Consider the following 26,777-nt stretch of genomic DNA (forward strand, 5'->3'; position numbering starts at 1 on the left):
TCATGACAATCGCAAGCTTTTTTTAAAAAATGTCGGCTCAGATACTTCTTAATTGCTGAAATATGCTATAATATGAGATGGAATTTTAGGAGGTATTGATATGACTTTTCAAGAACGACTAAACAACATCTGGAAGAAAACTAAATCTTTGATCGATAAAGGTGTTATTCAAAAAGTTGCAAGAATTAGTTATGATGTGGTTTGGAATATAATATTATTTTTCATCGTAATTGGTATCATCGCTGTCTTCTTTATTGGAGGATTAGGAGCTGGATATTTTGCATCATTAGTCAAAGATGAGCCCCTCCGCTCACAAGAATCGATGGTTAGTGCTATCCACAATTACGAAGAAACGTCAGAAATATATTTTGCCGATGAAGTTTATATGGGAGAAGTGAGCTCTGATATTCATCGAGAAGAAGTGAGCTTAGATAATGTTTCTGATTATATTATTAATGGCATTATCGCTACTGAAGATGAGTATTTTCAGACACACGATGGTATTGTCCCTAAAGCGATTATGCGTGCCATGTTTCAAGAGGTTTCAGGTTCAGCTACGCAAACAGGTGGTAGTACGTTAACACAACAAATTATTAAAAATCAATTGTTAACAAATGAAGTATCATTTGACCGAAAAGCGAAAGAAATTATATTAGCATTACGACTTGAACATTTCATGGAAAAGGATGAGATTCTTGAGGCTTATCTTAACATTGTCCCATTTGGACGAAATGCTAATGGTCGAAACATTGCAGGTGTCCAAACGGCAACACAAGGGATTTTTGGTGTTGACGCTGATGATGTTAACTTAGCGCAAGCCGCTTTTTTAGCTGGACTTCCTCAGAGTCCGATCACTTATAGTCCTTTTAACAATAATGGTACATTAAAGGATGAAGATGGACTTGAAGCCGGACTTAATCGGATGCAAACCGTTCTAGCAAGAATGGAACAAGCTGGTTATATAACTGAAGCGGAACGTGAAGAAGCATTGGCATTTGATATTGTTGATAGTTTTGCTAATCGTTCTCCTTCAGCCTTTGAAGAATATCCGTATTTAACAGAAGAAGTACGGAGACGAACAGAAGAGATCTTTATTGAGTATCTAGCTGAAGAAGATGGCTATACAATGGAAGATTTAGATGGTAATGACGAATTAAAAGAACAGTATCAAATCTATGCCTCAAGAGAGTTATCTCAAGGTGGTTATAAAATTCATACCACCATCAATAAGGAAATGTATGATACTTTTCAGGACGTTGCTGAGAATTTTAATAACTTTGGTCAAGATAAGACCGCACGAAATGAGCAGTCTGGTGCTGTTATTATGACACAAGATCCAGAAACAGGTGAAGATGTCCCCTTAGTTACGCCTGAGCAAGCCGGAAGTATACTAATTGATAATAGCACAGGTGCGATTATTGCTTTTGTCGGTGGTCGTGATTTTGAACAAGATAATCAAAACTACGCCACTCGGGTAAGTCGTTCAGTTGGTAGTACAGCAAAACCATTACTCGTTTATGCGCCTGCAATGGAGTTAGGTGTTATCCAACCAGGATCAATCATTGCTGATGTCAATTTAGACTATGGCGAAGGAAAAGGTTGGCCTAATAACTTTACAGTAGGTCGCTATTATGGTTTAGTGACCGCTCGAACAGCACTTGCCAATTCATATAACGTTTCCGCCGCTTCTATTTTTCAAGATTTGCAACAAGAGACTGATGCGTTTACTGAGTACGGTGAAAAAATGGGACTTTCTCATAACAAGAATGTTACGCTTCCTTCTTTTGCCATTGGGACTTATAGTTCAACGATTGAAGAAAACACAAATGCTTATGCAGCGTTTGGTAATGAGGGGGAATATCTTGAAAGTTATATGATTGAAACCATTGAATCGTTAGATGGAGACATTATCTTTGAACATGAAAGTGAATCTGTTGATGTTTTTAGTACCCAAACAAATTATTTGATGCTCGATATGATGCGTGATGTATTAACACAAGGCACCGGTAGAACAGCTCGAAGTCAGTTGAGAAATGCTAGCGTGGACTGGGCTGGTAAAACTGGTACATCTAATAATGCTGCTGATAACTGGTTTGTCGCAACTAATCCTAATGTCACTTTAGGGACATGGATTGGCTATAACTATAATCAACCACTTGATGATGGATATAGCGGAAGAACACAATCATTGTGGGCCGCATTAGTAAATGCCGCCACTGAAGTCGATCCTGATTTAATGGCGCCATCATCAAGGTTTTCTCAGCCTGATAATATTGTTTCACGTTCATTTAGTCTTGTTTCAGGCAAAGCTCCTTCTAAGATAAGTCAATCGCTCGGATTAGTGGGCAGTGACATTTTTAATGCAGCCTATACACCGTCAAATGACGATGACAGCTTAATTGATGGAAGCTATGTGATTATGGATGGTGAAGCTGTCGTTGCAGGAAGTAATACACCAGAAGAATTCACACAAGATGATGGGGTCATGTTTAACCCAGATTGGTTGAGTGAGATGGGCTATGATCAGCTCGATGATATTAGTCAGTTAATTCCAGACAATAATTCTGCATGGGATGCGGTTGAAATTCCAGAATTAGTTGACATTGAAGATAACGGAAATAATCCAAATTCACCTACTTCCCTCTCCAAGTCAGGTAATAACTTGACTTGGAGTGCATCATCAAGTCGGTATGTTGTTGGTTATCGTATTTATCGTGCAGATGATCCAGATGATGATTTCTCTCTTTATGATTCAACGATTGATACAGATATAAATGTCGGTAGTAACTCAGCTGTTTACCATGTCGTAGCTGTCAATTACTTTGGTCGTGAATCGGAACCTTCATCTTCTTATGTTGATGGTGAGTTTGATCAAGACGATGAAGATGAAGATGAGGATAATGATACCGATGATGACAATAATGAAGACAGCAATAGAAGCCGTGGCAATAGAAATAATGATCATCCCTCATATCGTGATGAAGAGGAAGAAGATGAGGATAGTCAAGATGGTGATGATGGCAGTGATGATGCAGATAACGATGAAGACAATGAGAACGATGGTTCTGATGATAACAGAGAAGAAGACGATGGTTAATAAAACGAATCTTCAAAACGAGTAACGCTTGGGTAATTCCCTAGCGTTATTTTTATTTAACAAAAAACAGCACATTGTTTTAAAACAATGTGCTGTTTACTATAAGCTTAATTCAATGATTGTGCTAATTCTAAGATGACAATTTCAACTCTTCGATTACGTTGCCAATTATCTGGTGAATCATTCGGTGCTACTGGCCGAGTATCACCAAAACCTACCGCAATGAAACGCTCTTCATCAAAATCATTTGCGTCAATAATATGACGAATCACACTACTTGCTCTCGCTCCAGACAACTCCCAATTCGAAGGAAATGCCGGTGTAGAAATAGGACGATTATCTGTATGCCCTTCTACCCGAACACTGTTCGGTATATTAGAGAGTAATAATGCCACCTTATCTAAAAATGGCTCACCTTCTGATTTTATGACAGCTTCACCGGTATCAAACAGAATACGTTCCTGTAAAATAAGAACAACACCTTGATCCGTGCGATTAGCTGAAATAACTTCTTGCAATTGATTCACTTCTAAAAAATCCTCAATTTCTTCTAACAATTCTTCCAATGACTCTTGATCAGACTCTAATTCATCTTCATCTAAGCCGTCTTCTTCAAATAAATTCTGTTTAAAATTATCAAATTCTTCTTGTTGTTGATTCAAATCAGCACTATCTGACGGATTGTCCATTTCCACCGTAGAAGGAAAACCATCAAAAATCATTCGATTACGAAAAGATTCTGCCACAGCTTCAAACCGAGCTGCATCAATTTGCGACATTGAAAATAGTAAAATAAAAAATACTAATATAAGTGTCATCATATCTGAGAAGGTGGTCATCCATTTTGGGCTACCCTTAGGTGGCTTTTTATTAGGACGCTTCATTTGCTATACCCTCCACTGCATCTTCGCTTTCAACAGAACGGCGCTTACGCATATCATCAGATAGAAAAGCACTTAGTTTCTCTTTAAGAATTCGTGGGTTTTGACCGGATTGCACACCAATTACACCTTCAATAATAATCTGTTTCGTAAATACTTCTTCATCTGTCTTGGCTTCTAACTTACCAGCCATTGGCATAAACACTAAGTTAGCCATAACTGCGCCATAAAACGTTGTTAATAAAGCAACAGCCATTTGAGGACCTAATGTTGTCGGGTCATTAAGATCATTTAGCATCAGAACAAGCCCAATTAATGTACCAATCATTCCCCATGCAGGTGCGTAATCACCAGCTTTCTCAATTATCATACGTCCTTTGGAATGTCGATCTTCCATTGCTGTTACTTCTGCACTCATGATGTCCTGAATAACTTCAGGCTCGATACCATCAATGGCTAATAAGACGCCTTTTTTAATAAATGGATCATCTACATCTTCTAATTCACCTTCTAGCGCCAGTAGACCTTCACGTCTAGCACGTTCTGAAAGTCGTTCAAACAAGCTAATAAGCTCTTCTAAATTATGATCATTCTTGTTAAATGACTCCTTGACTACACGTCCCATCATCTTAACTTGATCAAGGTTAAAGTTAATAAGTAGCGCTGCTGATAATCCCCCAATTACAATAACCATGGAAGAGATTTGAATAAAAGCTAGAAATCCATCAAAACCTCCACTACTTGATATGATTCCAAAAGAAATCATAATAATACCTAATGTAATGCCGATTGGTGTTAAAATATCTGTTTTTTTCATATGCTCTCTCCTTAACTAACATAAAATCTTTGGATGAAAGTGATCATGCCAAGGATTTGCAAGTTCGATATTTCGTATATCGGCAATAATTTTATTTTGTTGAGCTTCTTTCAATAATTTGGTGTGGTAAAATGACATTCGAGTTTGTCACTTCTTCTTTGTTCATATACTTTGTTAGTAAACGCATAGCAACCGCACCGATATCATACATTGGCTGTACAATAGTGGAAAGCGTTGGTCGAACCATTGTTGCTAATCTTGTATTATCAAAGCCGAACACTTCAATATCATCAGGTACACTTAAGCCTTTATCTTGAATGGCATGAATCACACCTAACGCCATTTCATCTGAAGCTACGAAAATAGCAGAAGGTCGTCTGTCTAAGCCTAGCAACTGATCAGCTGCTTCTATACCTGAACCATAAGTGAAATCACCACGGATAATATAAGCTTCATTTAAGCTTTGACCCGTTTCTTCTAGTGCACGTAAGTAACCACGATATTTTAATTCGTTAGCTGCTGTTTCTTCTACACCTGTTACAAATGCAGGATGTGCATGTCCATTATCAATTAATAGTTTAGTCGCCTCATAACCAGCAACTTCGTAGTCAATATTAACTGATGGAATCGTTTGAGTAGGATCTACTGTAGCTGCTAAAGCAACTGGTACTGGTGACGTTTTGAACTGCTGTATATGCTCATCTGTAATACGTCCCCCCATAAATACAATTCCATCTACTTGTTTTTCAAGCATCGTATTAATTAATTTCACTTCTTTATCAATGTTCTGGTCCGAGTTACTCAATATAATATTATATTTATACATATTAGCAATATCGTCGATACCACGAGCCAATTCTGAGAAGAAAATGCTCGAGATATCCGGAATAATCACACCAACTGTTGTTGTCTTTTTGCTGGCCAATCCTCGTGCCACCGCATTAGGGCGATAGCCTAATCTTTCAATGGTTTGTAAAACTTTCTTTCTTGTCGCAGGCTTTACATTCGGATTTCCATTCACCACTCTTGAAACAGTAGCCATTGATACATTTGCTTCACGTGCAACGTCATATATCGTTACATTCATCATTTCAACCTCCAATAGTAAATAAAATAATCGTTTTCCTAGTTATGTACAGTATAGCATAGTAAGCTATTTCCCATACTATATCGACATCTTATGATTTAAAATACATACAATAGTATAACAAATTTCGCAAAACAAGTCTGTGGTTTCTAGCTTATTTTGAATTGAAAAAATCAAAAGGCCCTAAAAATTACATTTATAGGCAATTTTTAGGGCTATACTACTTATTTCTGAACAACGACTTGATTCATAAATTGATCAAATTGTTCAAAATCCATTTGTTGTTGCGCATCTGATAAAGCAACGGCCGGATCTGGATGTACCTCAGCCATAACACCATCTGCTCCAATTGCTAGAGCTGCCTTTGCAGCGGGAATTAATAAATCTCTTCGCCCTGTTGAATGGGTTACATCTACAATAACAGGTAAGTGCGTTTCTTGTTTCAAAATGGGAACTGCAGTAATATCTAGTGTGTTTCGTGTTGATGTTTCATATGTGCGAATACCACGTTCACAAAGAATGATTTGACCATTACCTCTAGAATTAATGTACTCTGCTGCATTAATAAAATCTGATACCGTAGCAGACATCCCACGCTTCAGTACAATTGGCTTATTCACTTCTCCAGCCGCTTTTAACAACTCGAAATTTTGCATGTTTCTTGCACCAATTTGAATAACATCTAGATATTCTGCTGCTTTTTCTATATCTGCTGGGTTTACAATTTCACTTACTACAGCTAAACCATATTCTTCAGCCACTTGCTTGAGAATTTGTAATCCTTCAAAACCGAGCCCTTGAAAATCATATGGAGAAGTTCTAGGCTTAAAGGCTCCCCCACGAATAATTTTCAATCCTTTATTTTTTATTTGTTCAGCGACTTGAGCAACTTGCTGGTAACTTTCTACCGCACAAGGTCCAAAAATAAAGTGTGGGTCTCCACCTCCAAAAGCTGCTCCATTAATATTAATAATGGTATCTTCAGCTTTACGCTTTCTTGAGACAAGTAATTCCTTGCTGTGGTCCTTCTCTTGTAATTCTAAGCCCGCCTTGAAAATTTCTTTGAACAAATGAATAATAGTAGCATCTTGGAACGGTCCATTGTTATATTTTTTAATCAACTCTAGCATGTCACGTTCTCGTACTGGATCATATTTTTTATCTGCTCCATGATTTTCCTTTGCATGAGCCGTTTCTTTTACCAATTCAGCACGCTTGTTAATCAAGTTTAGTATTTCTAAGTTAACTTGATCAAGTTGTTCTCTTAATTGATCCAATTGTTGATTACTCAATCTGATTACCCCCTGTTAATGTTAGCTTATCCAAAAAGACAGCTTTTTTCTTTACTTTTAAAAACAACTCAACGACAATTAACCTAAACCATTAATTGTAGTATAATAAAAAGATATAATGAATAATTAGGGATTATTATAGCTAATTATTTCTCACTTGTCACTACAATGTTAAAATATTTAGTATTTTCTTTTAATTTTAGTGATTGAGTGAATTTCATAATTCAGAGTCCTTGAGCCCCAACGAGTTTGAGAGATAAAAAAGGAAGTACCTCCCCAAATCTTGTATAATGGTAGTTGAGAGACAACCAAAAAAAGACTGGAGGAGTACCCCTTATGACCATTATACGACAACAAAACTTATTTGGCATCCAAGAATTATACGAGATGGAACCTACCCAACGTTATGAAGCCATTATTTCAGCAATAGATTTGGATGCTATCTACCATGAAATAAACAAAAAATCCCGACTTGGTGCACCCGTAGCGTTGAATTATGCGGCGATGATTATTTCTATGTTTGTACGAATCGTTGAGCGCATTCCGACGATGAAGGACCTGATCAAACGTCTGAATGATGACGTTCTATTTAAGTTGAATTGTGGGTTTCTTGTGTCTGACAACACTCCCTCTGAAGCTGCCTATTCACGACTTATAACGAAACTGAGTGCCTCTGATGTGTTAGAGAAGTCACAAGAGAAAGTTGTTCTTCAAGCCATTGCTGAAGGCTTTATTATGGATGACACCGTCGCTATTGACGCCACCCATTTTGAAGCACGTGATCAAGCACCACCAAAAGAAGAAAAGCCAAAAGCAGAGCCTAACAAGCGCGGGCGCAAACCAAAAGACGAGCGAGAACAATGGCTGATGGAACAAGCAGAAAAGGAAGCAAAACTTCCCCTTTACGAAAAGAAAATAGAAGCTCAGTTGGATGTTCCTTTACATGAGTTACGTTCGGAAGTTCCTCAAGACCCTAAATGGGGTGTGAAAAAGAACAGCGAAGGAAAAAATGTCTTTTGGTACGGCTACAAAGGTCACTTAGCTGTTGGAACATCCAGTCAGTACATTTTACAGTCTCTTTTTTCTTCTGGCAGTCTCAATGATGGAAAAGCAGCTATTCCTTTATTAAAGGGAGTGGATGAATGCCTATCCTTGCCTTTTTTGACCTACCAGACAATGGATGCAGGATATGACTACGCCCCTATTTATGTTCAAGTTCATCGAATGGGAAACCAATCTGTCATTGCTTATAATAAGAAAAATGAAGCAGAACCCATTGGGTTTGATAAACACTTTGCCCCAACCTGTTTTAGGGAACATTCCTATCGTTATGATAGTTTTTATGCCAAGTATGAAACGTTGAAATACACAAGACCAAAAGAATGTAGCGACTGTCCTTTAGCTAACGAAAGTATTTGCCAAAAGGTTTATAAAGTAAAAATCACGACAGATCTCCGAAAATATACAGCCCCAGCTCGTGGGTCAAAAGCGTGGAAACATATATCAAAGCGCCGCTCAGCAGTAGAACGCGTCAATGGTTATCTAAAGGAATATTTTCAACTGGACAATGTGCGTTATCGAACTGGAAAACGAGCAAAAGTTCATTTTGACATCGTCACGCTTGTTTATAATGCATCAAAATTAGCAAGTGATCGTGTGAATTTAGTGTTAAATCAGCAACAAGTTGCTTAAAAAAACTTTTTAAAACGATATCACTAAAATTCTGTAGGTCTTTAAATTTTTAAAAAGATGAATTATGAAATTGATTCGATTTAATATTGAATATAAGCTTTTTATACTTTTTCCTTTAATAATAAAAATGGTTTATGCGAATTGAAATTTTTTTGTTACACTTTAATTTATATAGCACGTGAATAGAAAGGATACAAAGAATGGATAATACAATTTTTGCACTAGACATTGGTACAAGATCAGTTATAGGTTTGTTGTTAGAAGTCAATGATCAGTCATATAAATTAGTAGATTATGTGATTGCCGAACATAAAGAAAGATCTATGCTCGATGGACAGATTCATGATGTTGTACTCGTTTCCCAAGTCATTAACGATGTCAAAAAAGAGTTAGAAGAAAGACATAACTTAACTTTGGATAAGGTTTGTGTCGCCGCTGCAGGACGTGCTTTAAAAACGAAACGAACAACTATAACTAAAGAGATTGATCAACATCCTCTTATTAATAAAGAAGATGTACGCTTTCTCGAGCTAAGTGCTGTTCAACAAGCACAACATCATTTGGCGCATGAAGAAAAAGATACAAACAGCCAAACTCATTATTATTGTGTCGGATACTCTGTTCTACAATATAAACTTGACGATGACATTATTGGCTCCCTTATTGATCAACAAGGACAACGAGCTGAGGTAGAGATTATTGCCACTTTTTTACCTAAAGTTGTTGTAGAGTCTTTGCTTGCAGCCCTTCAACGCGCTAACTTAGAAATGGCAGCTTTAACACTAGAACCGATCGCCGCCATAAATGTACTTATTCCTGAGTCCATGCGTCGTTTAAATGTTGCTTTAGTTGACATTGGCGCCGGTACAAGCGATATTGCGCTTACTGACGAAGGGACCATTACAGCATATGGTATGGTCGCAAAAGCAGGCGATGAAATTACTGAAGCAATAAGTGACTATTACCTCCTTGATTTCAATGAAGCAGAACGCGTTAAACGTCAGATTACTGAATTTGGAGAAGCTACCATTACTGATATTCTCGGTTTTGAACAAAGCGTCTCATTAGAAGATGTAACTAAAGCGATTGCACCTTCAATAGAACAATTAGCTCAACATATTGCAGAAGAAATGATTACACTGAATAACAGATCTCCTAAAGCAGTTATGTTAGTAGGTGGTGGTAGTCTAACCCCAAATTTAACACATGTATTAGCTAAGAAGTTAAGTCTACCGATTAACCGTGTAGCAACCCGAGGTACAGAAGCGATACCTAATTTAGAAGCCCAAGTAGACATACCAGAGGGGCCTGCTTTTATCACACCAATTGGCATCGCAATTGCGGCCAAGCAGAATCCCGTTCACTATATCAGTGTGACTGTTAATGATCGTGCAGTTCGTTTATTTGATATGAAGCAATTAACTGTTGGTGATTGTTTACTTGCTGCCGGCGTTTACATCGAAAAAATGTATGGAAAGCCGGGTATGGCTTATATGGTAACCTTTAATAAGCAAAACATTACGCTACCTGGTAGTCACGGTAAACCTCCCCGTGTGCTATTAAACAATGAGCTAATAAATGTGGACCACCCGATAAAACATGGGGATCAGTTATATGTTGAGAAAGGACAGGATGGGGTTGAGCCACACGTTACCATTGAAGAGATGGTCGATACATACAATAGTTTTTCTATTACTTTCAATAATGAGACGTATACCATTAAGCCGACATTGAAAGTTAATGGCTATGTGACAAGTCCAGATTATATCCTTAAAGATCATGACGATATCACTATAGAGGAAACAAAAACATTAGCAGCATGGCTACAAAGTGTGGGAAAACAGTCGCTACTTGCTGAACTATCAAGCTATATTGTGTATTTAGATAATCAAAAAATTGAACTATCTAGTTTTTCTGCTCAGTTAAAGGTTAATAACAAAAAGGCTACGCCAAATCAAGCCTTAAAAGCTAACGATACAATTACATTCAAACCAGCCAAAAAAGCTGCGGTTTCTGATCTACTGAATCTTTTAGATATTAAAGCAACCAAAAAACTAAATGTTATCTTTAACGATCAAAAAGTTGAGTTAGAAAAACATATTATTTCTGTTTATCTCGGTGAACAACAGCTTAGTTTATCAGATTTAGTTGCACCTGAATCTAAATTAACACTTAAACAAGCTGATGATCAGGCTTTTATCTTCCAAGACTTATTTAGATTTGTATCAATAGATATAAGTGAAATAAAAGGTAATGTTTCAATTCTAAAAAATAGTCAACCTGCGACTTTCCTTGACCCTCTATCTGAAAATGATGTGATTGAAATTAAATATTAAATTTTAAAAATACAGCTCAAATAAAACAAATGCCGAGTGTCTTTTTCAACACTCGGCATTTGTTTTACTTATCTTTTACATCTTTAGCTGCTTTTTCAACTGTCTTCTTTACGTCCTTTGCAGCATCTTCTGTTACTTCTGCTTTTTCCTTTGCTGTTTCTTTAAGTTCATCTGCCTTTTCAAGTACATCTGCTTTCGTTTCTTCTACTTCATCATAAGCACGATTGATTTTTTCCTGTAACGACCGCTTTGTTTCATTAAATTTATCATGAAATTCTTGAGATTTTTCTGTTACTGCTTTTTGAAGATGAGCCTTTTGCTCTCTAGCGTAATCTTTAAATTCATCTGTTTTCTCGTAGGCAACATCTTTCCATTCACTGGCCTTATCCTTTAACTCGTGTGCACCTTTATTAATATCTTGTCTTAATTCTTTTCCCGCCTTCGGAGCAAACAATAGAGCTAATGAAGCACCAATTGCTGTACCGACTAATGATCCAATTAAAAAATCCTTAGCGTTAATATTGTCACTTGAATGATCTTTTTGTTTCGACATAATTTAATTCCTCCCTAAAATATTCTATAATGATTGCTCATTATTCTTTTTTCTTCTTTTAAACAACTCCATAACCACTGTTCCCCATTTAACAGCTTGAGCTGTCTCTTCTTTGTTTTCTACTGCTACTTTTGAAATAGCATCAGACACTTGTTTAATCGATTGATTAAAACCAGAAACCGTATCACCTAAACCACTAATACTATCAACAACACCATTTAGTCGCTTTGACTTCTCATTGATGTCTTCTGCTAATGCATTCGTACGGTTTAATAAAAGTGTAGTCTCTGTTGTTATACCTTCCATCTGCGTTTCTAATCCCTCTAATGTATTAGCCACATTGGCCATGGTCCGCTCTGTTTCTTTTAGCACCTTAATAATGTATACAACCAAAGCTGCAAAAGCAATAGCGAATATTATTGCTGCGAAATACAGAAGGTTTACCATACTGTTCTGCACACTCCTTTTCTATGTAGTTAACCGATAAAGCCAGCATAGTGGTATTTACCCGTTACAGGTACATTTAAACATACTCTTTTTATAAACTTAGCAAATTTATAAAATTTATTCGTGACAAACTTGGTACTCAGTAAGTGAATGAAGTAGAAAACTTTTCACCTATAGATAGAAAAGCCGCTTCAATAAAATTCGCTATTGAGCGGCTATTTTCCTGCTTATTGATCTCATTTTATCCGATTTCTTCATAGGCGATTTGATACTTCTGTATATCTCCCGCCCCCATAAAAACGAGGACACCGCTTTTATTATCCTTAAGTTCATCAGTAGTATCTAACGTAAGTAATTTACTATTCGGAACTAAAGCTTGTAGATCTTCAATCGATAATTTCCCAGCAAGTTCACGTGCTGAGCCAAAGATATCACACAAATAAACAAAATCGGCTAACTTTAAGGCATTAGCAAACTCTTGCAAGAACATTTTCGTTCGAGTGTAAGTATGGGGCTGAAAAATTGCCGTAACCTGTCGATTTGGATATTTCTTACGAATAGCATCAATCGTTGCCTCAATTTCTTTAGGGTGGTGGGCATAATCATCAATGATAATTTGGTTACTTTTCTTCTTCTCTGAGAATCTTCTTTTAACACCACCAAATGTAGCTAAATGCCTAATATCTTCTGCTTGCATCCCTTCGTAATGACACAATGCAATAACCGCTAATGCATTTAACACACTATGTTTACCATATGTAGGTATGGTAAATGTCTCATAAAAATTGTTGCGCACAAACACATCAAATTGTGTACCTGAAGCTACTTCAGAAATATGTTTTGCTTGAAAATCATTACTTTCTTCAAATCCATAATATAGAACGGGAACTTTGGCTTGGATTTTTTGCAAATATTCATCATCACCACAAGCTACAATCCCTTTTTTGACTTGATCAGCCATTTCTTGAAAAGCATTAAAAACATCATCAACACTTGTAAAGTAATCAGGATGATCAAAATCAATATTTGTCATAATGGCATAATCAGGCTTATAAGCTAAAAAATGTCGACGATATTCACAAGCTTCAAAGACAAAATATTCACTATTTGCATGACCTAACCCTGTTCCATCTCCAATTAAATACGATATAGAATACGTTTGATCAAGAACGTGAGCGAGTAAACCTGTCGTTGATGTTTTCCCATGGGCTCCTGTAACAGCAATGCTCGTATATTGACTAAGCCACTCACCTAAAAATTCGTGGTAGCGATAAATCGGCAGCCCCAGTGTTTTTGCTTCGACAATTTCTTCATGGTCATCTTTAAAAGCATTACCAGCAATAACCGTTAGACCCGGTTTAATATTAGATTTAGAAAATGGATAGATAGGTATGCTTTTCTGTTTTAATGCCTCTTCTGTAAAAAATGTCTTTTCAACATCAGAGCCTTGAACCGTTTCACCAGCATCATGAAGTATTTGAGCTAATCCACTCATACCTGTTCCTTTAATGCCAACAAAATGATAAATCGTCATAAATTTGTACCTCCAAAAGAGTGATCGACTCTTTTAAAATATTAGAAAACACAGATGATACTTATTGATTAAGCTATCTGTCGTTTTACTATAACATAAGTATTCATTACATAATAAAAGTACCTCAATCGCACAATTTTATATTATATCATAAAAAAATGTTTTTCACAGGTAGATATGTGGTTAATTCTGAAAAAATACTTTTTCTAATCTAGGATTAGGCCGGTACTGGCGACCAAATTTTGATTCAGGTTTGCCATTTAGTACAACACTGTCTCCAGTAAATCCTATTTTGATATCAAGGAGGCTACGCCCTACACCATATAAATCAACAGGAACGTTCCGTTTCTCAAACATACGGATTTTGGATTCTGTAAACCCACCACTTGCAATAATCTTTACATGATCAAAACCTTCATCATCTAAAGCCTGTCTTAACGCAAAAATAAGTTCTGGATTGACTCCTCTAGGATCAAACGCCCCCATGACATGTTGATTTCTAAGAAAGTATTTGTCAACCATATTGTTTGACGTATCTAAACGAACCCCTTTTAAGGTTTCACCAAATTCTCGGGCAACTTTCAGCGCATCTGTTATGACATCGTTATTATAATCCACTAGTACCATTAGCTCATCTTGCGGATATACTTCATGATAAGCCTTTGCTGCCTCTACTACATCGCCTTCAAATAATTGAATTAGTGCATGCGGCATGGTTCCCATCCCCGTCTTTCCCCACCACTCATTCATTGCATGGGTGGCTTGCGCCGTAGAGCCTCCTATAAAAGCGGCATAGCCATCTCCTGCTTGCTGAGTATAATGATCGTCTCTATCTCCCATAAAAATGACGGGCTTTTGTTTACCAGAAGTTCTTCCCGCTTTAACTACATTGTATACATTTGTTGCAACAGAAGTGCGTCGAGATAATATACCATCAATAATCCCCTCCAGGTAACCAAATGATTGGTAGGGGCCTTTTATCGTAAGCACTGTTTCATACGGACTAATTTTATCTCCATCCTTCAACGAATGGATGTCTAATTGCTCAGGGTGGTCAGCAAAAGTGTGTATGAGCGCGATAGCCTCATCTGTACCACATAGAACGGCATTTTCCTTTTGAAAAAACTGCATAATGACCTCATTATTTGGTCGCTTCTTCTCAGCAATCTCTTTTGTCTTTAAAAAATAAACAGCTGAAAACCAACCTTCCTTAATACGCTCATCAAACTTAAATGTTTTATTGGTCAAACGATCAATCTTTCCATTTAACTTCATTGCAATTTCTTTTTCCATTGGTTTAAACTCCTCGTTAGCTTGTATAAGATTATTATTGTAAATGACTACTGACACGTCAACTTATTGACTCATAGTTGATTATATTCTTCCTTGGATACCAATAGGCTCCTCGGTTTACTACCATTTTGACCCGAGATAACACCCTGTTCTTCCAGAGCATCAATCAGTCGTGCAGCTCTATTATAACCTATTTTAAAACGACGTTGTAACAATGAGGTGCTAATACTATTATTCTCCAGAACAAATGTTAACGCTTCTTGATAGAGTTCGTCCTCTGTTTCCAACTGTTCATTGCGTTGGATTAATTGCTCTTGCTCAAATAAATAATTGACTTCACCTTGTTGCCGTACATGGCTCGTAATACGCTCAATTTCTTCGTCTGAAACGAATGCACCTTGAATACGTAATGGCGTTCTGGCACCATTTTCGACAAAAAGCATGTCACCTTTACCAAGTAATCGTTCAGCTCCATTCGTATCAATCATTGTTCTCGAATCAACCTGTGAAGCGACACTAAAAGCAATTCTTGTTGGTATATTCGCTTTAATTAACCCAGTAATGACATCAACTGATGGTCGTTGTGTTGCCAATAAAAGATGGATTCCACATGCACGTGCTTTTTGAGCAATTCGACAGATGGCATCCTCTACATCTTGAGGCGCAGCCATCATCAAATCAGCCAATTCATCAATAACAATGATGAGATACGGGAGCTTCTCTTCTGAATTGTTTTGTTTTTCAATTTTTTGATTATAACGTTCTATATCACGCGTTCCTGAATCAACAAATTTCTGATAACGCAGCTCCATCTCTTCAACCGCCCACTTCAAAGCCTGAGTAGCTGCTTTCACATCGGTTATGACGGGTGAGACAAGATGTGGGATTTCATTGTACGGAGCAAGTTCTACCATTTTCGGATCAACAAGCATTAAACGTACATCTTTCGGTGACGCTTTAAATAAAAGAGAAAGTAAGATTGCATTGATACAAACACTTTTCCCAGAACCTGTTGCACCTGCGATTAAGCCATGGGGCATTTTTCTTATGTCTGATACAATAGACTGGCCAGAGATATCAAGACCTAGCCCAATAGTCAGAGGAGACTGAGCATTATAAAACGTCTCTGATTTAAAAATATCTAGTAGACCAACAGGTTGAGCTGTCGGATTTGGAATCTCAATACCAATTGCATTTTTTCCGGGTATCGGTGCTTCTATCCGAATATCTTCAGCTGCCATATTTAATTTTATATCATCACTTAAATTCTTCACTTTACTTACTTTTGTCCCTGATTCAAGCTGTATTTCAAAACGTGTTACTGACGGTCCTTGCATGACATTAACCACATCAGCATTAACATTAAACTGAGCTAATGTCGTTGTCAATCTTTCTGACTGACTATTAACCCATCGTTGGTCCATACCTTTTGCTGATGGAATATCGTCCAGTAAATGTAATGGAGGACGCTGATTTTCAGATGAAACAACTGTTTTTCTTTTTTGGTCGCGTCGGCGTTTATCACTCGGTGTCATTCTAACGTTAAAAGGATGGTTACGTTGAACCTTCTGATTCCGTCTATCTTTCTCGATCGGTTCTTCCTTTGATTGCATATCAATTGCATGCTCAACGTTCTCTCTTTTTTCAGGTTCGGTTAAACGTTCTGTACCTTGCTCATCACTAATGGTTATATCATCGCGCTCAAACGTTTGATGATTATTTTGTAAGTCCTCGTTAATCAATTCTTCATCAATTTGCTCATGTTGTTCCTCTGTTATTAATGGCTTATTTCGTTCACGTCTTAAATACGCTGGTTTTTCAATAGGCGCCTTCATAGCTTTACTATCGTTAAAACCATAGACAGGTGAAGGAACATCAGACACTCGAAAGGGTTTCCGTTTTAAACGGTTTTTTTCAACTTCACTTGCCTCGTTAATCGTATGTAATGTGCGTTGAGGACGTTTCTCATCATAATAACGACTTTCAGGCGGATCAATTGGCATCGGGAACCGGTATGAATTTGTTTTTGGATATCGATAAGACACCTTAGCATCTAAACGATGATCTGTTTGTTCAGCAGTATATTGTGATGTGCTATTTACTGATTGGTGATCTTCATGAAATAATTGTTTGATTTTTTTCTTTATTCGTCTCCACATTTTTATCGCTCACTCTTCCATTTAAGCTATTTAATTTACATTTTATCAGTTTTCTCATTTGTTAACTACTTACTTTTTAGCTTTGTATAGAATAGAAGCCGTTGTTTGATAAAATGATGGGGTATCGATATTTCCAGAAAAACTTTCATTCACTCGACCTTTAACGATCTTATTAGCGTTTCTAATACTCGATACCTTGCAATTTTCACTCCGCTACTACCTATTCCGCTATTACAATTTGATTAAAGCTAACGTTTTCGCAGGACGCGAAGACGTTAGCTTGTGTTCCTCAATTGATGAGTAAGATCACAGACTAAAACCACCAAATCATTAAGAAGGATTACAGACTAAGACCGCCACGTCCTGTAGCTCTCCACCTACTAATTGAAGGTTTTTTTATGCTTTCATAGCGTGTTAAAAATGCGCAAAAGAGTAAAACTCTTCTACGCATTTTTCTACTGTTTTAAAACTGAAAAGCTGTCCCTGGTTTTTGGTTGCCTTCTAATACATATATCCCTTTTTCTTTTGGTGCATTTGGTAATCCTAACTCTTGTTGTGAACAAATCATACCAAATGAATCAACACCTCTTAGGTTCGCTTCCTTAATTTCCATACCACTAGGCATAATTGCGCCTACTTTTGCAACAACAACATGTTGACCAGCCTCGACGTTAGGTGCACCACAAACAATTTGTACAACCTCTTCACCTAAATCAACTTGGCATACATTTAATTTGTCCGCATTTTCATGCTTTTGCTTTTCTTTTACAAAGCCCACGACAAATTTAGGGGACAGATCGACTTCTAATCGATTGGGCACATGATTATTTTCAAATGCTTTATTGATCTCATCAAGTAGTGATTGGTTGAGAGAGTGCTGCCCATCTTCTAAATCAATATAAGTTGAGGCGTTAAAAAGATTATAACCTAACACTTGATTTGTTTCCTGATCATATATTTCTGTTACATCACCATAGCGATGATATGCTACCTGATAACGATTACCTTGTTTAAAGGGTATAACTAACACATCACCAATTCCCTTTTTATTTAAAAAAATTTCCATATTAATCATCCTTTTTATTGTTTTTATGAACGGGTTTTTTTTTCGCAAGAATAAATATCGGCTCTAGCTTTTTATCTTCATAGATAAAAGATAACGCTGTAATAGGAACACGTCCTTCGGCAAAAAATTGCATAGCCATTTGTGCTAAAATGTCATAACCCATATCATTTTGAATATCAGCTACGATTAACGTATCTTGATGGGGCACAGCTAATGCTAACGTTCCATGCGCATGTTCAGCCATTTCCGCTAACCAAGATTCATTCAATACTCTACTTGCATCATAACCATCGTTAGCTGCAACAAAGTAAAAATCATTACCAGCAACATGATCTTTTTTTAATGCAATCGATAATGACTTCATATTAAATAATGCCATTTCTCGCAAATGTTCGATCTCCCAATTTGCCTCATTGAGCATTTGCTTATCAATAAGTTGGTATGTATTCCCCAAGTCTAATGCATAATAAATTCTTGTTTCCGCTGTGTGTTCATGACAAATCAACGGTAAGCCCGATTTCGTTTCAGTTGGAAATGACGTACTCCGAATAACTGGATAAATATTTTTTTCATTATTTAATAGGCGATGTTGCTTGTTCATTACATTTAATGAAGCTTTAATATGATCAACAAGTTCTTCAATGGCAATATTCCCACGTTTTTCGTATTTGGCGATAACACTAGGGAGAGTGATTGTAACTCCTTTTTTAGTATCCGTTAACTCTACACGATAGCGATCTTCTTCTCTATTGAAAGACGTATTCCACTGTTCTCCATTAAATTTATCGTCTAATATTTTTTTTAATTTAAAGCTCGTTAAAGTCATTGTTACTTCCTCCTTGAGGATTAGTATGTACTGTATGTTATTGTATCATGACTTAGACGAGACATGAAAATAAAAGTACCACGAGGTACTTTTATTTTCATCAGCATTAAGTGCATACTATGTTATGCCTTTGATACTTTATTCAAAAAGGTTTCGATCTCGTCTCGTGTTTTTCTATCTTTACTGACAAAACGAGCAACCTCTTGTCCATTGTGATAAGCTAACAAACTAGGGATCCCAAAGATATCATTCGCTACACATAAATCAATAAATTGATCACGATCAACATGAATAAATGTCAGATCATGATATTGTTCTTCTAATTCAGGTAAGAAAGGCTCTATTACTCGACAATCAGGACACCAATTCGCCGAAAATAAAAACACTGTTTTACCTTGCTTGATTTGCTCATTAAATTGTTCTTCTGTTTGTAAATTCTCCATTATATTGCCCCCATTGTTTAATCATAATTGATTTTCATATCCCCAAATTGAATCCAACCTTTATGTCTCATCCATTCAGATATAATGAGGCTAATTAGAGCGGGACCAACAATATGCACAATTAAAATCATACCAAGTATATTAAATGTGAAACCCATTGTTTGGAAAGTCATAATTTGGCCGACTAATCCAGAAGTACCCATACCTGCACCAGAAGCATTATTAATCATACCAAACCATACGGTTCCGAATGGTGCCATGATGATAGCCGCTATTGAAGGCGGAATAATAATAAGTGGTTTCTTTAATATATTAGCAATTTGTAGCATCGACGTACCAACACCCTGAGCTAATAAGCCGCCAATCCCATTTTCTCGATAGCTTCCTACAGCAAAGCCTATCATTTGAGCTGAACAGCCAATAACGGCTGCCCCTGCTGCTAAACCATCTAGTGACAACATTAACGCAATCGCCACACTCGAAATAGGTGCTGTCAATGCCCAACCCATTAATAAAGCTACAATGATTCCCATAATAAAAGGCTGTTGTGCTGTTGACCAATTAATCACTTCTCCAAGCCCCGTCATAAAGGTATCAATTGGAGGACCAATAAATTTACCTACTACATATCCTACCACAATGGTTAGAAAAGGTGTTAATATTATATCTATTTTCGTCTCTTTATAGATTATTTTACCAGTCTCTGTAGCGAATAACGCACTGATATATGCACCAACCGGGCCGGCGAGACTATAACCAAATGCACCTGCAAATAAAGATGAAAATAAGACAAGCGGTGGCGCCTTTAAACTATAGGCTATTGCAACACCGATCGCACCACCTACAACGTTACCATCCATTGCAAATGCGCCAATTTCTAATAAAGATTCACTGATGATTGAGTCACCAAAAGATTGTGCGATTTGCTCACCTAAAGTATTAACAATAAGTCCGATAATTAGAGACGAAAATAGCCCAAGCGCCATGTAACTTAGCGCTGTAATTAAATAGACTTGTGGTGATAACTGAATATCTTTTCTTTTTAAAAAATCTCTCATCACATACTCCCCCTTTTTTGCTTCCTATTTATCTTACCTTATGTTTTTACATGTGACAAGACAGAGAGCGAGAATTAATGATGAAGAACCTATTTCCTAAAATAAACCTGCTCTAAAAAAAATTATAATAAAAAACTGCCTATCACCTCTCTAAAAGCTTTAACACTTTTAAAACTGGATAGACAGTTTTTTATTATTGGTGGAAATCAATAGAATTTACCATAGTAACCATCTTTGTTAAATCCTGATCCATTTCATCTAATGATGTATGTGTCGTTAAACGAACACCACCAACACCCACCTGTAATTCGTAATTATCTTCGACTTCAGCTACTTTAACATATCCGAAACGATTATCATCTTCATACGCTTCAAGCAAAGCATAATTTTCTGTTGCTTTCGCTGATTGATAGAAAAATCTACTATCTTGTTCTTCTAGCGTATTATAAAACAAAATATACGTTTGATCTTGATCTGTAAAAATCAAGTTGCTTTCCGTCTCCTCAATAACTGAAATTTGGTCTGGCAAATATATATCGAAAGACGCAAATTCATGATTTGGTTGAGAACGTTGATTATCAAAAGTAGAGTCGATCATGGTTTCAATCGTTGCTAGCGTCTCTTCCTCTGAAGGACCACACCCACTAAGAATGAAAACGAATAAACCAAATATAAATAGTCTAATTATTTTGCTTCTCATCTAAAACTCCCCTAGCCGTTTAAAGATTAATCATTACCGCTATCAATGACAATGACCAGCGTAGTAAATCCATATTATATAATACTATGAATTCAAACAATTACAAGAGGAGATCAGCAATATTACAATAATTTAATCAATTGCAATGTAAATGATATATTTATGGTTTTATTTTCATTTCTTTGTTGCAAATAACCATTGTCCTTTTAGTTGTTGGACAATATGAATAAACATAGTCTCTCTTGATAGCTGATTATTCGTTAAGATACCGATAGCTCCCTCTTGCTGGCTTACCCCCACTTTATCAGCATATTCATCAATAATTACACCTAATTCCACACCGTCATATAATGGTTTTGCTATGACATCAGGTAAGGGGATGCGAGCCCCACTAGCCTTGAAAATACGATGATCAGGCGCGATTAAAGCACCCCAATTACACAAATACAGTTGATTACAAAGCTCCATTACACCACCTTCCAAACCTATTCCCACGGTATCTGCTTGTACACTTTGAACATATTTTGCTCGATTAATCGCACCTGTTAATGTTTCCTCGTCACTAAAAGGCTGATCTGATACTTTAGAGGGAGCTAAAGCTGCTCTTACCGCTTCCGTTTGAAAAACCGCCTTTACGGCATTTAACTTAGCTTTATTTTCAGAACCTACTATAATTTCCATCGATGCTGTACAACTCCTTCACTTCTGGCTATATTGATCGAAAGATTGAATTTTATTAACTATTTAATCGAATCTGTTCCAAAGTGTTAGCATCTGTTTGTTGGACAAGTTTTACAATTAACTCACGTGCAGCAGCATAATCATCAATATGAATAATTGAAGCATGTGTATGAATGTAGCGCGACGCAATACCGACCACTGCCGATGGTACACCTTCATGTGCTAAATGGACACGCCCTGCATCAGTACCGCCTTGTGAAATAAAGTATTGATATGGTATTTTATTGGACTCTGCTGTATCAAGTATAAATTCACGCATACCTCTGTGCGTAATCATGGAACGATCATATATACGTAACAACGCCCCTTTACCCAGTTGCCCAAATTCTTTATCATCCCCGGACATATCATTAGCTGGAGAAGCATCCAATGCATAAAAAATATCTGGTTTAATCATATTTGCAGCAACTTGAGCACCACGAAGGCCAACTTCCTCTTGAACAGTCGCTCCAGAATAAAGTTTATTAGGTAATGTCTCATCTTTTAATAGCTTTAACAATTCAATAGATAATCCGCAGCCATAACGATTATCCCATGCTTTAGCTAAGATTTTTTTCTCATTTGCCATTGGCGTGAAAGGGGTAACGGGTACGATCGCTTGACCTGGTCTTATGCCTATGGCTTTTGCATCCTCTTGATCATCTGCACCGATGTCAATAAGCATATTCTTGATTTCCATAGGTTTAGCTCGCTGCTCTGCAGTTAAATTATGTGGTGGTATTGAACCGATCACACCAATAACAGGTCCATGATCAGTCATAATTTGTACACGTTGTGCAAGCATCACCTGATTCCACCAGCCACCTAATGGTTGAAATCGTAACATTCCATTTTTGGTAATTTGAGTAACCATAAATCCAACTTCATCCATATGACCTGCGACCATCACTCTAGGTCCATCGCCATCTTTCACACCAAATACACCACCTAGATGATCTTGAATCACATCATCAGCGTATTTGTTTAATTCGTTACGCATAAATTGACGAACTAGGTGCTCATTTCCTGGTGCGCCTTGCAATTCTGTCAACGTCTTGAACATTGCTTTTGTCTCTTGATTCATTATGTAAAACCTCCATTTATTAATCCAATATCATTATTGTAGCGAAGATATGTGATTATTTCCAGTTACTAATAAATAAAAGCGATCTGAAGTTTTTTCTACTACTAATTACCTCGTTAACCAAATCTTAATTCCTTCTATCTTTTAAATTTTTCTTCAACGAAGTTATTAGCGAATTTTAATATGCATGGGGTATACATATGGCTGGTCTGGTTCATTGATCATTTCCCACTCCTCCACCTGTATCGTTGGTAATTTCACACCTTCATACGCTGTTGTTTTAATTGTTCCTGTGACCGCTACCCATGTATTCTCTGGCCACGGCGGTGCTTGATTAAGTTCAGTGAGAAACCCTATATAACTTGCATCCGCTATACAATGCGTAATTAAGAATCTTCCTATAACCACTTGATTGTAATCAAGGGATCGGTTTTTATACACAAAGCCGTTTAATGTAATCTTTTTTCCCGAAAAGCTCTGGATATCTTTATTGATTGCTTCATAATAGGCAGAATAGACTTGGTCTGTCATATTAAGCGAATCTTGTCCAACTAACTGAGTTAATACATTCTGATATTCATCTTTTGTTACCATACTACTGTATAAATTAAGATCTGCCGGTGTATCGTATTGATGCGTTTCGTCCATGCTTGCGTTTGGATAGTAAAAAGGTTCTTCATTTTGTAAACTTAAAGCATGACTTGTTAATGATAACATCACCCCTCGATTTGCAGCGATTGATGCATCCAAGTGAAAGGTAAGATAAAACCCATGAAAATCGGAAAAACAATAATCAAGTAAGCAAGACACGTCTTTATATTTAAGCTCCCTTTATCATGCACATGATCGTGTTCACAAGCATATCCGCAAACTTCGATTTGAAACCAAACCCTTTGTAACTGGACAAGGAAGAGTATGACAAGTATAAAAACCGCTAATCCATTTAGATTTTGATAATCTGGATTAATCAACATAAATATATCACCACTATAATGTAAGTTTCCCATTAGCAAGACAAATAGCAACAAAATCATTGACCGAAAAGCGTGTATAAAAGAAAATCTCATACGATAACCTCCCTTTAATAAAACGAAGCTTCAATCAGTGAGGTATGCGTTCTTCTCCCACTGATTGATCGTTATTAGCACCCGTTAACTCCCGTCTAAATAGATAAGCTTTACACTCTATTTTGTGGCAGGCATTTTTACGGACGGTTAGCTGTGATAAAAACCTTGAAACAGTAAAAGGACACTAAAAACAATAACGGTTACCATAATAAAAAAGACAATAACAAATTTGGTTTTAAATACACTCAGTAACATTAGTGTATTTTTCAAATCAATCATCGGACCATAAATTAAAAAGCCTAATAAAGCTGAGACAGGAAATACATTGCTAAATGAAGCGGCAATAAAGGCATCAGCTTCCGAACACACAGATAACAAGTAAGCCAGTACCATCATTAGACCCGTTGCAACGCCTTCGCCTTCACCAAAAGAAAATACGATTTCATAAGAAAGATAGGTTTGGACAAAAGCGTCAAATAAAATGCCTGAAATTAAATACTTAGCCATATAAAAAAACTCATCTGTTGCATGAATCATTGCGCCACTTATCTTAGTTAATAATGAAGCTTTAAAGTCATGATGGTCATGTTTGATTTTTTTATGCGTTGAAGATCTTAAATGAATAAGCTCATCACGACTACTATAGTCAAGGCTATTATAAAACCCAGGCCCATCCGTAAAAACGCGATCTTTAAGTCATTACCAAACGCAATGTAAGTGGAGAGTATAACTAAAGGGTTAATGAGTGGTCCAGTCAACATAAATCCTATCGCAGCGTAAGTCGGCACACCCTTATTTAATAAGCGACGAACAATGGGCACAATTCCACATTCACAACCAGGAAATATCGCGCCTAGTAAGCCCCCCATGATTATCGCCAAATATTTATTCTTAGGAATCCATTGTTTAATATGGTCTTCTGTTATAAATAATTGAATCAAGCCTGAAATAATGACACCGAGCACCGAGCAAAACAAAGGGTAATGCCTCTATTAAAATACTAAAGAAAATAGTATTCATTTTGTAAATTGATGCAGGTAATTAAATATTAGCTAGATACTCTCTTTAAACGAAAATAAACACATCGCTAATCCAAGCAAAAATAAACCTGTAAAGTCTATAACGAACGCTCTTAATTTATTCAATATTAAAATCCCACCTATCTAACCATACTTTCCTTTATAATTTATGAATCTAGCACATACCTATATAGAACAGCAAAATAAAATTATTCAGGTCAATTTTCGAAGACGTACAGCTACCCACAAAAGACCAATAAAAAAATTCACTATGTGTTTTTAGTGAATTAATAGAAAAAACAAAGCTTATCAGATCACCTATAACGCACTATTCAATAAAAGAGGACTGAGAATAGGTTGATACTATTTTCTAATTTATATAAAATAAGGTATACTAGCCATAGTATAAAAAATTGGGGTGAGATGAATGCGTTTGAAGAAGACATTAGCTGTTCTAGGACTAGGTGTTGCGTTGGGCTATACCATTAAAACACAATTAGCGCAAATGCCGATTCGACCTGAACAGGCATTAAAGCATGCTAAAGAACAATTCAAAAAACAAGGAGCAGTTAGCGGTTCTTGGATATACATGAAAACCGAAGATATGAACTTACACGGTTTAACATATAAAGTATATCGTGGGGGCATCACGCGTACCATTAATGACCATAACAACCAATATGAATTTTACGTTGATGCAAACACAGGCTCTATTATTTCTACTGAACAAACAAATAATGTGCTATAAAGCGAACCTTCAATCAGTGGGCGAAGAACGAACACGCCCACTGATTGAAGGTTGAGTGAATCAAGACATGAGCATCCGTTATCACCCACCTCAATAGGTTTAATGCTGTTTTCTATTTTGAGGTGGGTGTTTTACGGATGCTTTTCTGTGATCCCCCCCAATCGTTAATGAATAAAGAAAAGAGGATTCGCAAACGAATCCTCTTCTTTATTCATTCGGAAATTTTGCTCGGCAACGATAAATCGGTTGCCCCTTTGCTGCAAATTTCTCTTCATATTCTGTCATAACATTCGTTGACTCATTAAGTGCATGAAGGTCTAACGTAACTTCATCTAAAACTAAACCAAATTTAGAAAAACTAACCAAACTATATTCAAATAACCCTTTATTATCGGTTTTTAGCACCAATTCGCCACCAGGTTTTAAAACATGTTGATATTGTTCTAAAAATGCAGCATAAGTTAAACGTCTTTTCTCATGTTTATTTTTTGGCCACGGATCAGAAAAATTTAAATAAATACAGTCTACTTCATTTTCAGAAAATATATCACGTAAATCTTTTGCATCAAAGTTAATCAATTTAACATTGTCAGGTTCTTGTTCAACAACTTTTTGAACAGCACTGACTATAATACTCTTCACAACCTCAATAGCAATAAAGTTAACGTTAGGGGATTGTTTTGCCATCCCCGTAATAAACTGGCCCTTCCCAGCACCAATTTCTATATGAATCGGTTGATTTTCATTAAACCTCGACTGCCATTTACCTTTATACAATGGAGGGTTTAATTCAACATAAGTCGTTTGTTCCTTTAAATAATCATCTGCCCATGGCTTATGTCGTGCGCGCACATTCAT

At 36.7% G+C, this 26,777-nt stretch carries 23 protein-coding genes and 1 pseudogene; 4 read left to right on the top strand and 20 right to left on the bottom strand.

What is annotated here, in order from left to right; translation table 11 throughout:
* The first annotated feature begins 100 nt into the window (after nucleotides 1–100).
* Nucleotides 101–3,097, top strand: coding sequence for a transglycosylase domain-containing protein (locus B494_RS0116210; RefSeq protein ID WP_017473437.1), 2,997 nt, complete (start codon nucleotides 101–103; stop codon nucleotides 3,095–3,097).
* A gap of 107 nt (nucleotides 3,098–3,204) precedes the next feature.
* On the opposite strand, the gene motS is transcribed toward B494_RS0116210, so the two are convergent.
* The 4 genes from motS to B494_RS0116230 form a co-directional block, all read right to left on the bottom strand.
* Nucleotides 3,205–3,981: a flagellar motor protein MotS gene (gene motS, locus B494_RS0116215; RefSeq protein ID WP_017473438.1), complete on the bottom strand. Its 777-nt coding sequence runs from the start codon at nucleotides 3,979–3,981 to the stop codon at nucleotides 3,205–3,207.
* Nucleotides 3,968–4,795 carry a flagellar motor protein MotP gene (motP, locus tag B494_RS0116220; RefSeq protein WP_017473439.1) on the bottom strand — a complete coding sequence of 276 codons (828 nt, stop codon included), beginning with the start codon at nucleotides 4,793–4,795 and terminating at the stop codon, nucleotides 3,968–3,970. The genes motS and motP overlap by 14 nt, the downstream gene beginning before the upstream one ends.
* Nucleotides 4,796–4,886: 91 nt before the next feature.
* Nucleotides 4,887–5,882, bottom strand: a complete 996-nt coding sequence (ccpA, locus tag B494_RS0116225) for a catabolite control protein A (RefSeq protein ID WP_017473440.1) — start codon at nucleotides 5,880–5,882, stop codon at nucleotides 4,887–4,889.
* A gap of 224 nt (nucleotides 5,883–6,106) precedes the next feature.
* Nucleotides 6,107–7,174, bottom strand: coding sequence for a bifunctional 3-deoxy-7-phosphoheptulonate synthase/chorismate mutase (locus B494_RS0116230; protein WP_017473441.1), 1,068 nt, complete (start codon nucleotides 7,172–7,174; stop codon nucleotides 6,107–6,109).
* 336 nt (nucleotides 7,175–7,510) lie between these two features.
* Between B494_RS0116230 and B494_RS0116235 the strand changes: the two genes are divergently transcribed.
* Both B494_RS0116235 and B494_RS0116240 read left to right on the top strand, forming a co-directional pair.
* The gene (locus B494_RS0116235; protein WP_017470474.1) at nucleotides 7,511–8,866 is read left to right on the top strand and encodes an IS1182 family transposase; all 1,356 of its coding nucleotides are present in this window, start codon (nucleotides 7,511–7,513) and stop codon (nucleotides 8,864–8,866) included.
* 200 nt (nucleotides 8,867–9,066) lie between these two features.
* Nucleotides 9,067–11,202, top strand: coding sequence for a cell division protein FtsA (locus tag B494_RS0116240; protein ID WP_017473442.1), 2,136 nt, complete (start codon nucleotides 9,067–9,069; stop codon nucleotides 11,200–11,202).
* A gap of 64 nt (nucleotides 11,203–11,266) precedes the next feature.
* On the opposite strand, the gene B494_RS0116245 is transcribed toward B494_RS0116240, so the two are convergent.
* From B494_RS0116245 to B494_RS21760, 15 genes and pseudogenes are all read right to left on the bottom strand, one after another.
* Nucleotides 11,267–11,755, bottom strand: a complete 489-nt coding sequence (locus tag B494_RS0116245; RefSeq protein ID WP_017473443.1) for a YtxH domain-containing protein — start codon at nucleotides 11,753–11,755, stop codon at nucleotides 11,267–11,269.
* Nucleotides 11,756–11,779: 24 nt separating this feature from the next.
* Complete coding sequence (locus B494_RS0116250; protein WP_017473444.1) at nucleotides 11,780–12,202, bottom strand: DUF948 domain-containing protein; 423 nt, start codon at nucleotides 12,200–12,202, stop codon at nucleotides 11,780–11,782.
* Between the two features lie 241 nt (nucleotides 12,203–12,443).
* Nucleotides 12,444–13,736 (bottom strand): UDP-N-acetylmuramate--L-alanine ligase, encoded by a 1,293-nt coding sequence (gene murC / locus B494_RS0116255; RefSeq protein WP_017473445.1) that lies wholly within the window; start codon nucleotides 13,734–13,736, stop codon nucleotides 12,444–12,446.
* A gap of 183 nt (nucleotides 13,737–13,919) precedes the next feature.
* Nucleotides 13,920–15,029 (bottom strand): nicotinate phosphoribosyltransferase, encoded by a 1,110-nt coding sequence (locus B494_RS0116260; protein WP_017473446.1) that lies wholly within the window; start codon nucleotides 15,027–15,029, stop codon nucleotides 13,920–13,922.
* Between the two features lie 71 nt (nucleotides 15,030–15,100).
* On the bottom strand, nucleotides 15,101–17,188 hold the full coding sequence (locus tag B494_RS0116265) for a DNA translocase FtsK (protein ID WP_017473447.1): 2,088 nt from the start codon (nucleotides 17,186–17,188) through the stop codon (nucleotides 15,101–15,103).
* Nucleotides 17,189–17,651: 463 nt separating this feature from the next.
* Complete coding sequence (gene ytpR / locus B494_RS0116270; protein ID WP_017473448.1) at nucleotides 17,652–18,254, bottom strand: YtpR family tRNA-binding protein; 603 nt, start codon at nucleotides 18,252–18,254, stop codon at nucleotides 17,652–17,654.
* 1 nt (nucleotide 18,255) lies between these two features.
* Nucleotides 18,256–19,080, bottom strand: coding sequence for a DUF1444 domain-containing protein (locus B494_RS0116275; RefSeq protein WP_017473449.1), 825 nt, complete (start codon nucleotides 19,078–19,080; stop codon nucleotides 18,256–18,258).
* Between the two features lie 122 nt (nucleotides 19,081–19,202).
* Nucleotides 19,203–19,523 carry a thioredoxin family protein gene (locus tag B494_RS0116280; protein WP_017473450.1) on the bottom strand — a complete coding sequence of 107 codons (321 nt, stop codon included), beginning with the start codon at nucleotides 19,521–19,523 and terminating at the stop codon, nucleotides 19,203–19,205.
* Nucleotides 19,524–19,540: 17 nt separating this feature from the next.
* Nucleotides 19,541–20,581: a PTS sugar transporter subunit IIC gene (locus B494_RS0116285; protein WP_017473451.1), complete on the bottom strand. Its 1,041-nt coding sequence runs from the start codon at nucleotides 20,579–20,581 to the stop codon at nucleotides 19,541–19,543.
* Between the two features lie 193 nt (nucleotides 20,582–20,774).
* A complete protein-coding gene (locus B494_RS0116290; protein WP_017473452.1) occupies nucleotides 20,775–21,281 on the bottom strand; it encodes a hypothetical protein in 507 nt (168 codons plus the stop codon).
* A gap of 174 nt (nucleotides 21,282–21,455) precedes the next feature.
* Entirely contained in the window at nucleotides 21,456–21,962 is a 507-nt protein-coding gene (locus B494_RS0116295; RefSeq protein ID WP_017473453.1) for a DUF84 family protein, read from the bottom strand.
* Between the two features lie 55 nt (nucleotides 21,963–22,017).
* On the bottom strand, nucleotides 22,018–23,085 hold the full coding sequence (locus tag B494_RS0116300; protein WP_017473454.1) for a M42 family metallopeptidase: 1,068 nt from the start codon (nucleotides 23,083–23,085) through the stop codon (nucleotides 22,018–22,020).
* A gap of 168 nt (nucleotides 23,086–23,253) precedes the next feature.
* Complete coding sequence (locus B494_RS20280) at nucleotides 23,254–23,802, bottom strand: TIGR03943 family putative permease subunit (RefSeq protein WP_051128289.1); 549 nt, start codon at nucleotides 23,800–23,802, stop codon at nucleotides 23,254–23,256.
* A complete protein-coding gene (locus tag B494_RS20285) occupies nucleotides 23,802–24,152 on the bottom strand; it encodes a DUF1980 domain-containing protein (RefSeq protein WP_051128291.1) in 351 nt (116 codons plus the stop codon). Before B494_RS20285 ends, B494_RS20280 begins: the two co-directional genes overlap by 1 nt.
* 147 nt (nucleotides 24,153–24,299) lie before the next feature.
* Nucleotides 24,300–25,172 (bottom strand): annotated as a pseudogene (locus B494_RS21760) (permease).
* A gap of 426 nt (nucleotides 25,173–25,598) precedes the next feature.
* Here B494_RS21760 and B494_RS0116315 point away from each other — a divergent pair.
* A complete protein-coding gene (locus B494_RS0116315) occupies nucleotides 25,599–25,919 on the top strand; it encodes a PepSY domain-containing protein (RefSeq protein ID WP_017473455.1) in 321 nt (106 codons plus the stop codon).
* Between the two features lie 207 nt (nucleotides 25,920–26,126).
* Here the strand turns inward: B494_RS0116315 and trmB are convergent, their stop codons facing one another.
* Complete coding sequence (trmB, locus tag B494_RS0116320) at nucleotides 26,127–26,771, bottom strand: tRNA (guanosine(46)-N7)-methyltransferase TrmB (RefSeq protein WP_017473456.1); 645 nt, start codon at nucleotides 26,769–26,771, stop codon at nucleotides 26,127–26,129.
* Nucleotides 26,772–26,777: the final 6 nt, after the last annotated feature.

Source organism: Amphibacillus jilinensis Y1, from assembly GCF_000306965.1.
GTDB lineage: Bacteria > Bacillota > Bacilli > Bacillales > Amphibacillaceae > Amphibacillus_C > Amphibacillus_C jilinensis.

Excerpts from the sequence above, each read along its gene's own strand:
- B494_RS0116210 (WP_017473437.1), top strand. The coding sequence starts at position 101 with ATGACTTTTCAAGAACGACTAAACAACATCTGGAAGAAAACTAAATCT.
- motS (WP_017473438.1), bottom strand. The coding sequence starts at position 3,981 with ATGAAGCGTCCTAATAAAAAGCCACCTAAGGGTAGCCCAAAATGGATG.
- motP (WP_017473439.1), bottom strand. The coding sequence starts at position 4,795 with ATGAAAAAAACAGATATTTTAACACCAATCGGCATTACATTAGGTATT.
- ccpA (WP_017473440.1), bottom strand. The coding sequence starts at position 5,882 with ATGAATGTAACGATATATGACGTTGCACGTGAAGCAAATGTATCAATG.
- B494_RS0116235 (WP_017470474.1), top strand. The coding sequence starts at position 7,511 with ATGACCATTATACGACAACAAAACTTATTTGGCATCCAAGAATTATAC.
- B494_RS0116240 (WP_017473442.1), top strand. The coding sequence starts at position 9,067 with ATGGATAATACAATTTTTGCACTAGACATTGGTACAAGATCAGTTATA.
- B494_RS0116245 (WP_017473443.1), bottom strand. The coding sequence starts at position 11,755 with ATGTCGAAACAAAAAGATCATTCAAGTGACAATATTAACGCTAAGGAT.
- B494_RS0116250 (WP_017473444.1), bottom strand. The coding sequence starts at position 12,202 with ATGGTAAACCTTCTGTATTTCGCAGCAATAATATTCGCTATTGCTTTT.
- murC (WP_017473445.1), bottom strand. The coding sequence starts at position 13,736 with ATGACGATTTATCATTTTGTTGGCATTAAAGGAACAGGTATGAGTGGA.
- B494_RS0116260 (WP_017473446.1), bottom strand. The coding sequence starts at position 15,029 with ATGGAAAAAGAAATTGCAATGAAGTTAAATGGAAAGATTGATCGTTTG.
- B494_RS0116265 (WP_017473447.1), bottom strand. The coding sequence starts at position 17,188 with ATGTGGAGACGAATAAAGAAAAAAATCAAACAATTATTTCATGAAGAT.
- ytpR (WP_017473448.1), bottom strand. The coding sequence starts at position 18,254 with ATGGAAATTTTTTTAAATAAAAAGGGAATTGGTGATGTGTTAGTTATA.
- B494_RS0116275 (WP_017473449.1), bottom strand. The coding sequence starts at position 19,080 with ATGACTTTAACGAGCTTTAAATTAAAAAAAATATTAGACGATAAATTT.
- B494_RS0116280 (WP_017473450.1), bottom strand. The coding sequence starts at position 19,523 with ATGGAGAATTTACAAACAGAAGAACAATTTAATGAGCAAATCAAGCAA.
- B494_RS0116285 (WP_017473451.1), bottom strand. The coding sequence starts at position 20,581 with ATGAGAGATTTTTTAAAAAGAAAAGATATTCAGTTATCACCACAAGTC.
- B494_RS0116290 (WP_017473452.1), bottom strand. The coding sequence starts at position 21,281 with ATGAGAAGCAAAATAATTAGACTATTTATATTTGGTTTATTCGTTTTC.
- B494_RS0116295 (WP_017473453.1), bottom strand. The coding sequence starts at position 21,962 with ATGGAAATTATAGTAGGTTCTGAAAATAAAGCTAAGTTAAATGCCGTA.
- B494_RS0116300 (WP_017473454.1), bottom strand. The coding sequence starts at position 23,085 with ATGAATCAAGAGACAAAAGCAATGTTCAAGACGTTGACAGAATTGCAA.
- B494_RS20280 (WP_051128289.1), bottom strand. The coding sequence starts at position 23,802 with ATGTTATCATTAACAAGTCATGCTTTAAGTTTACAAAATGAAGAACCT.
- B494_RS20285 (WP_051128291.1), bottom strand. The coding sequence starts at position 24,152 with ATGAGATTTTCTTTTATACACGCTTTTCGGTCAATGATTTTGTTGCTA.
- B494_RS0116315 (WP_017473455.1), top strand. The coding sequence starts at position 25,599 with ATGCGTTTGAAGAAGACATTAGCTGTTCTAGGACTAGGTGTTGCGTTG.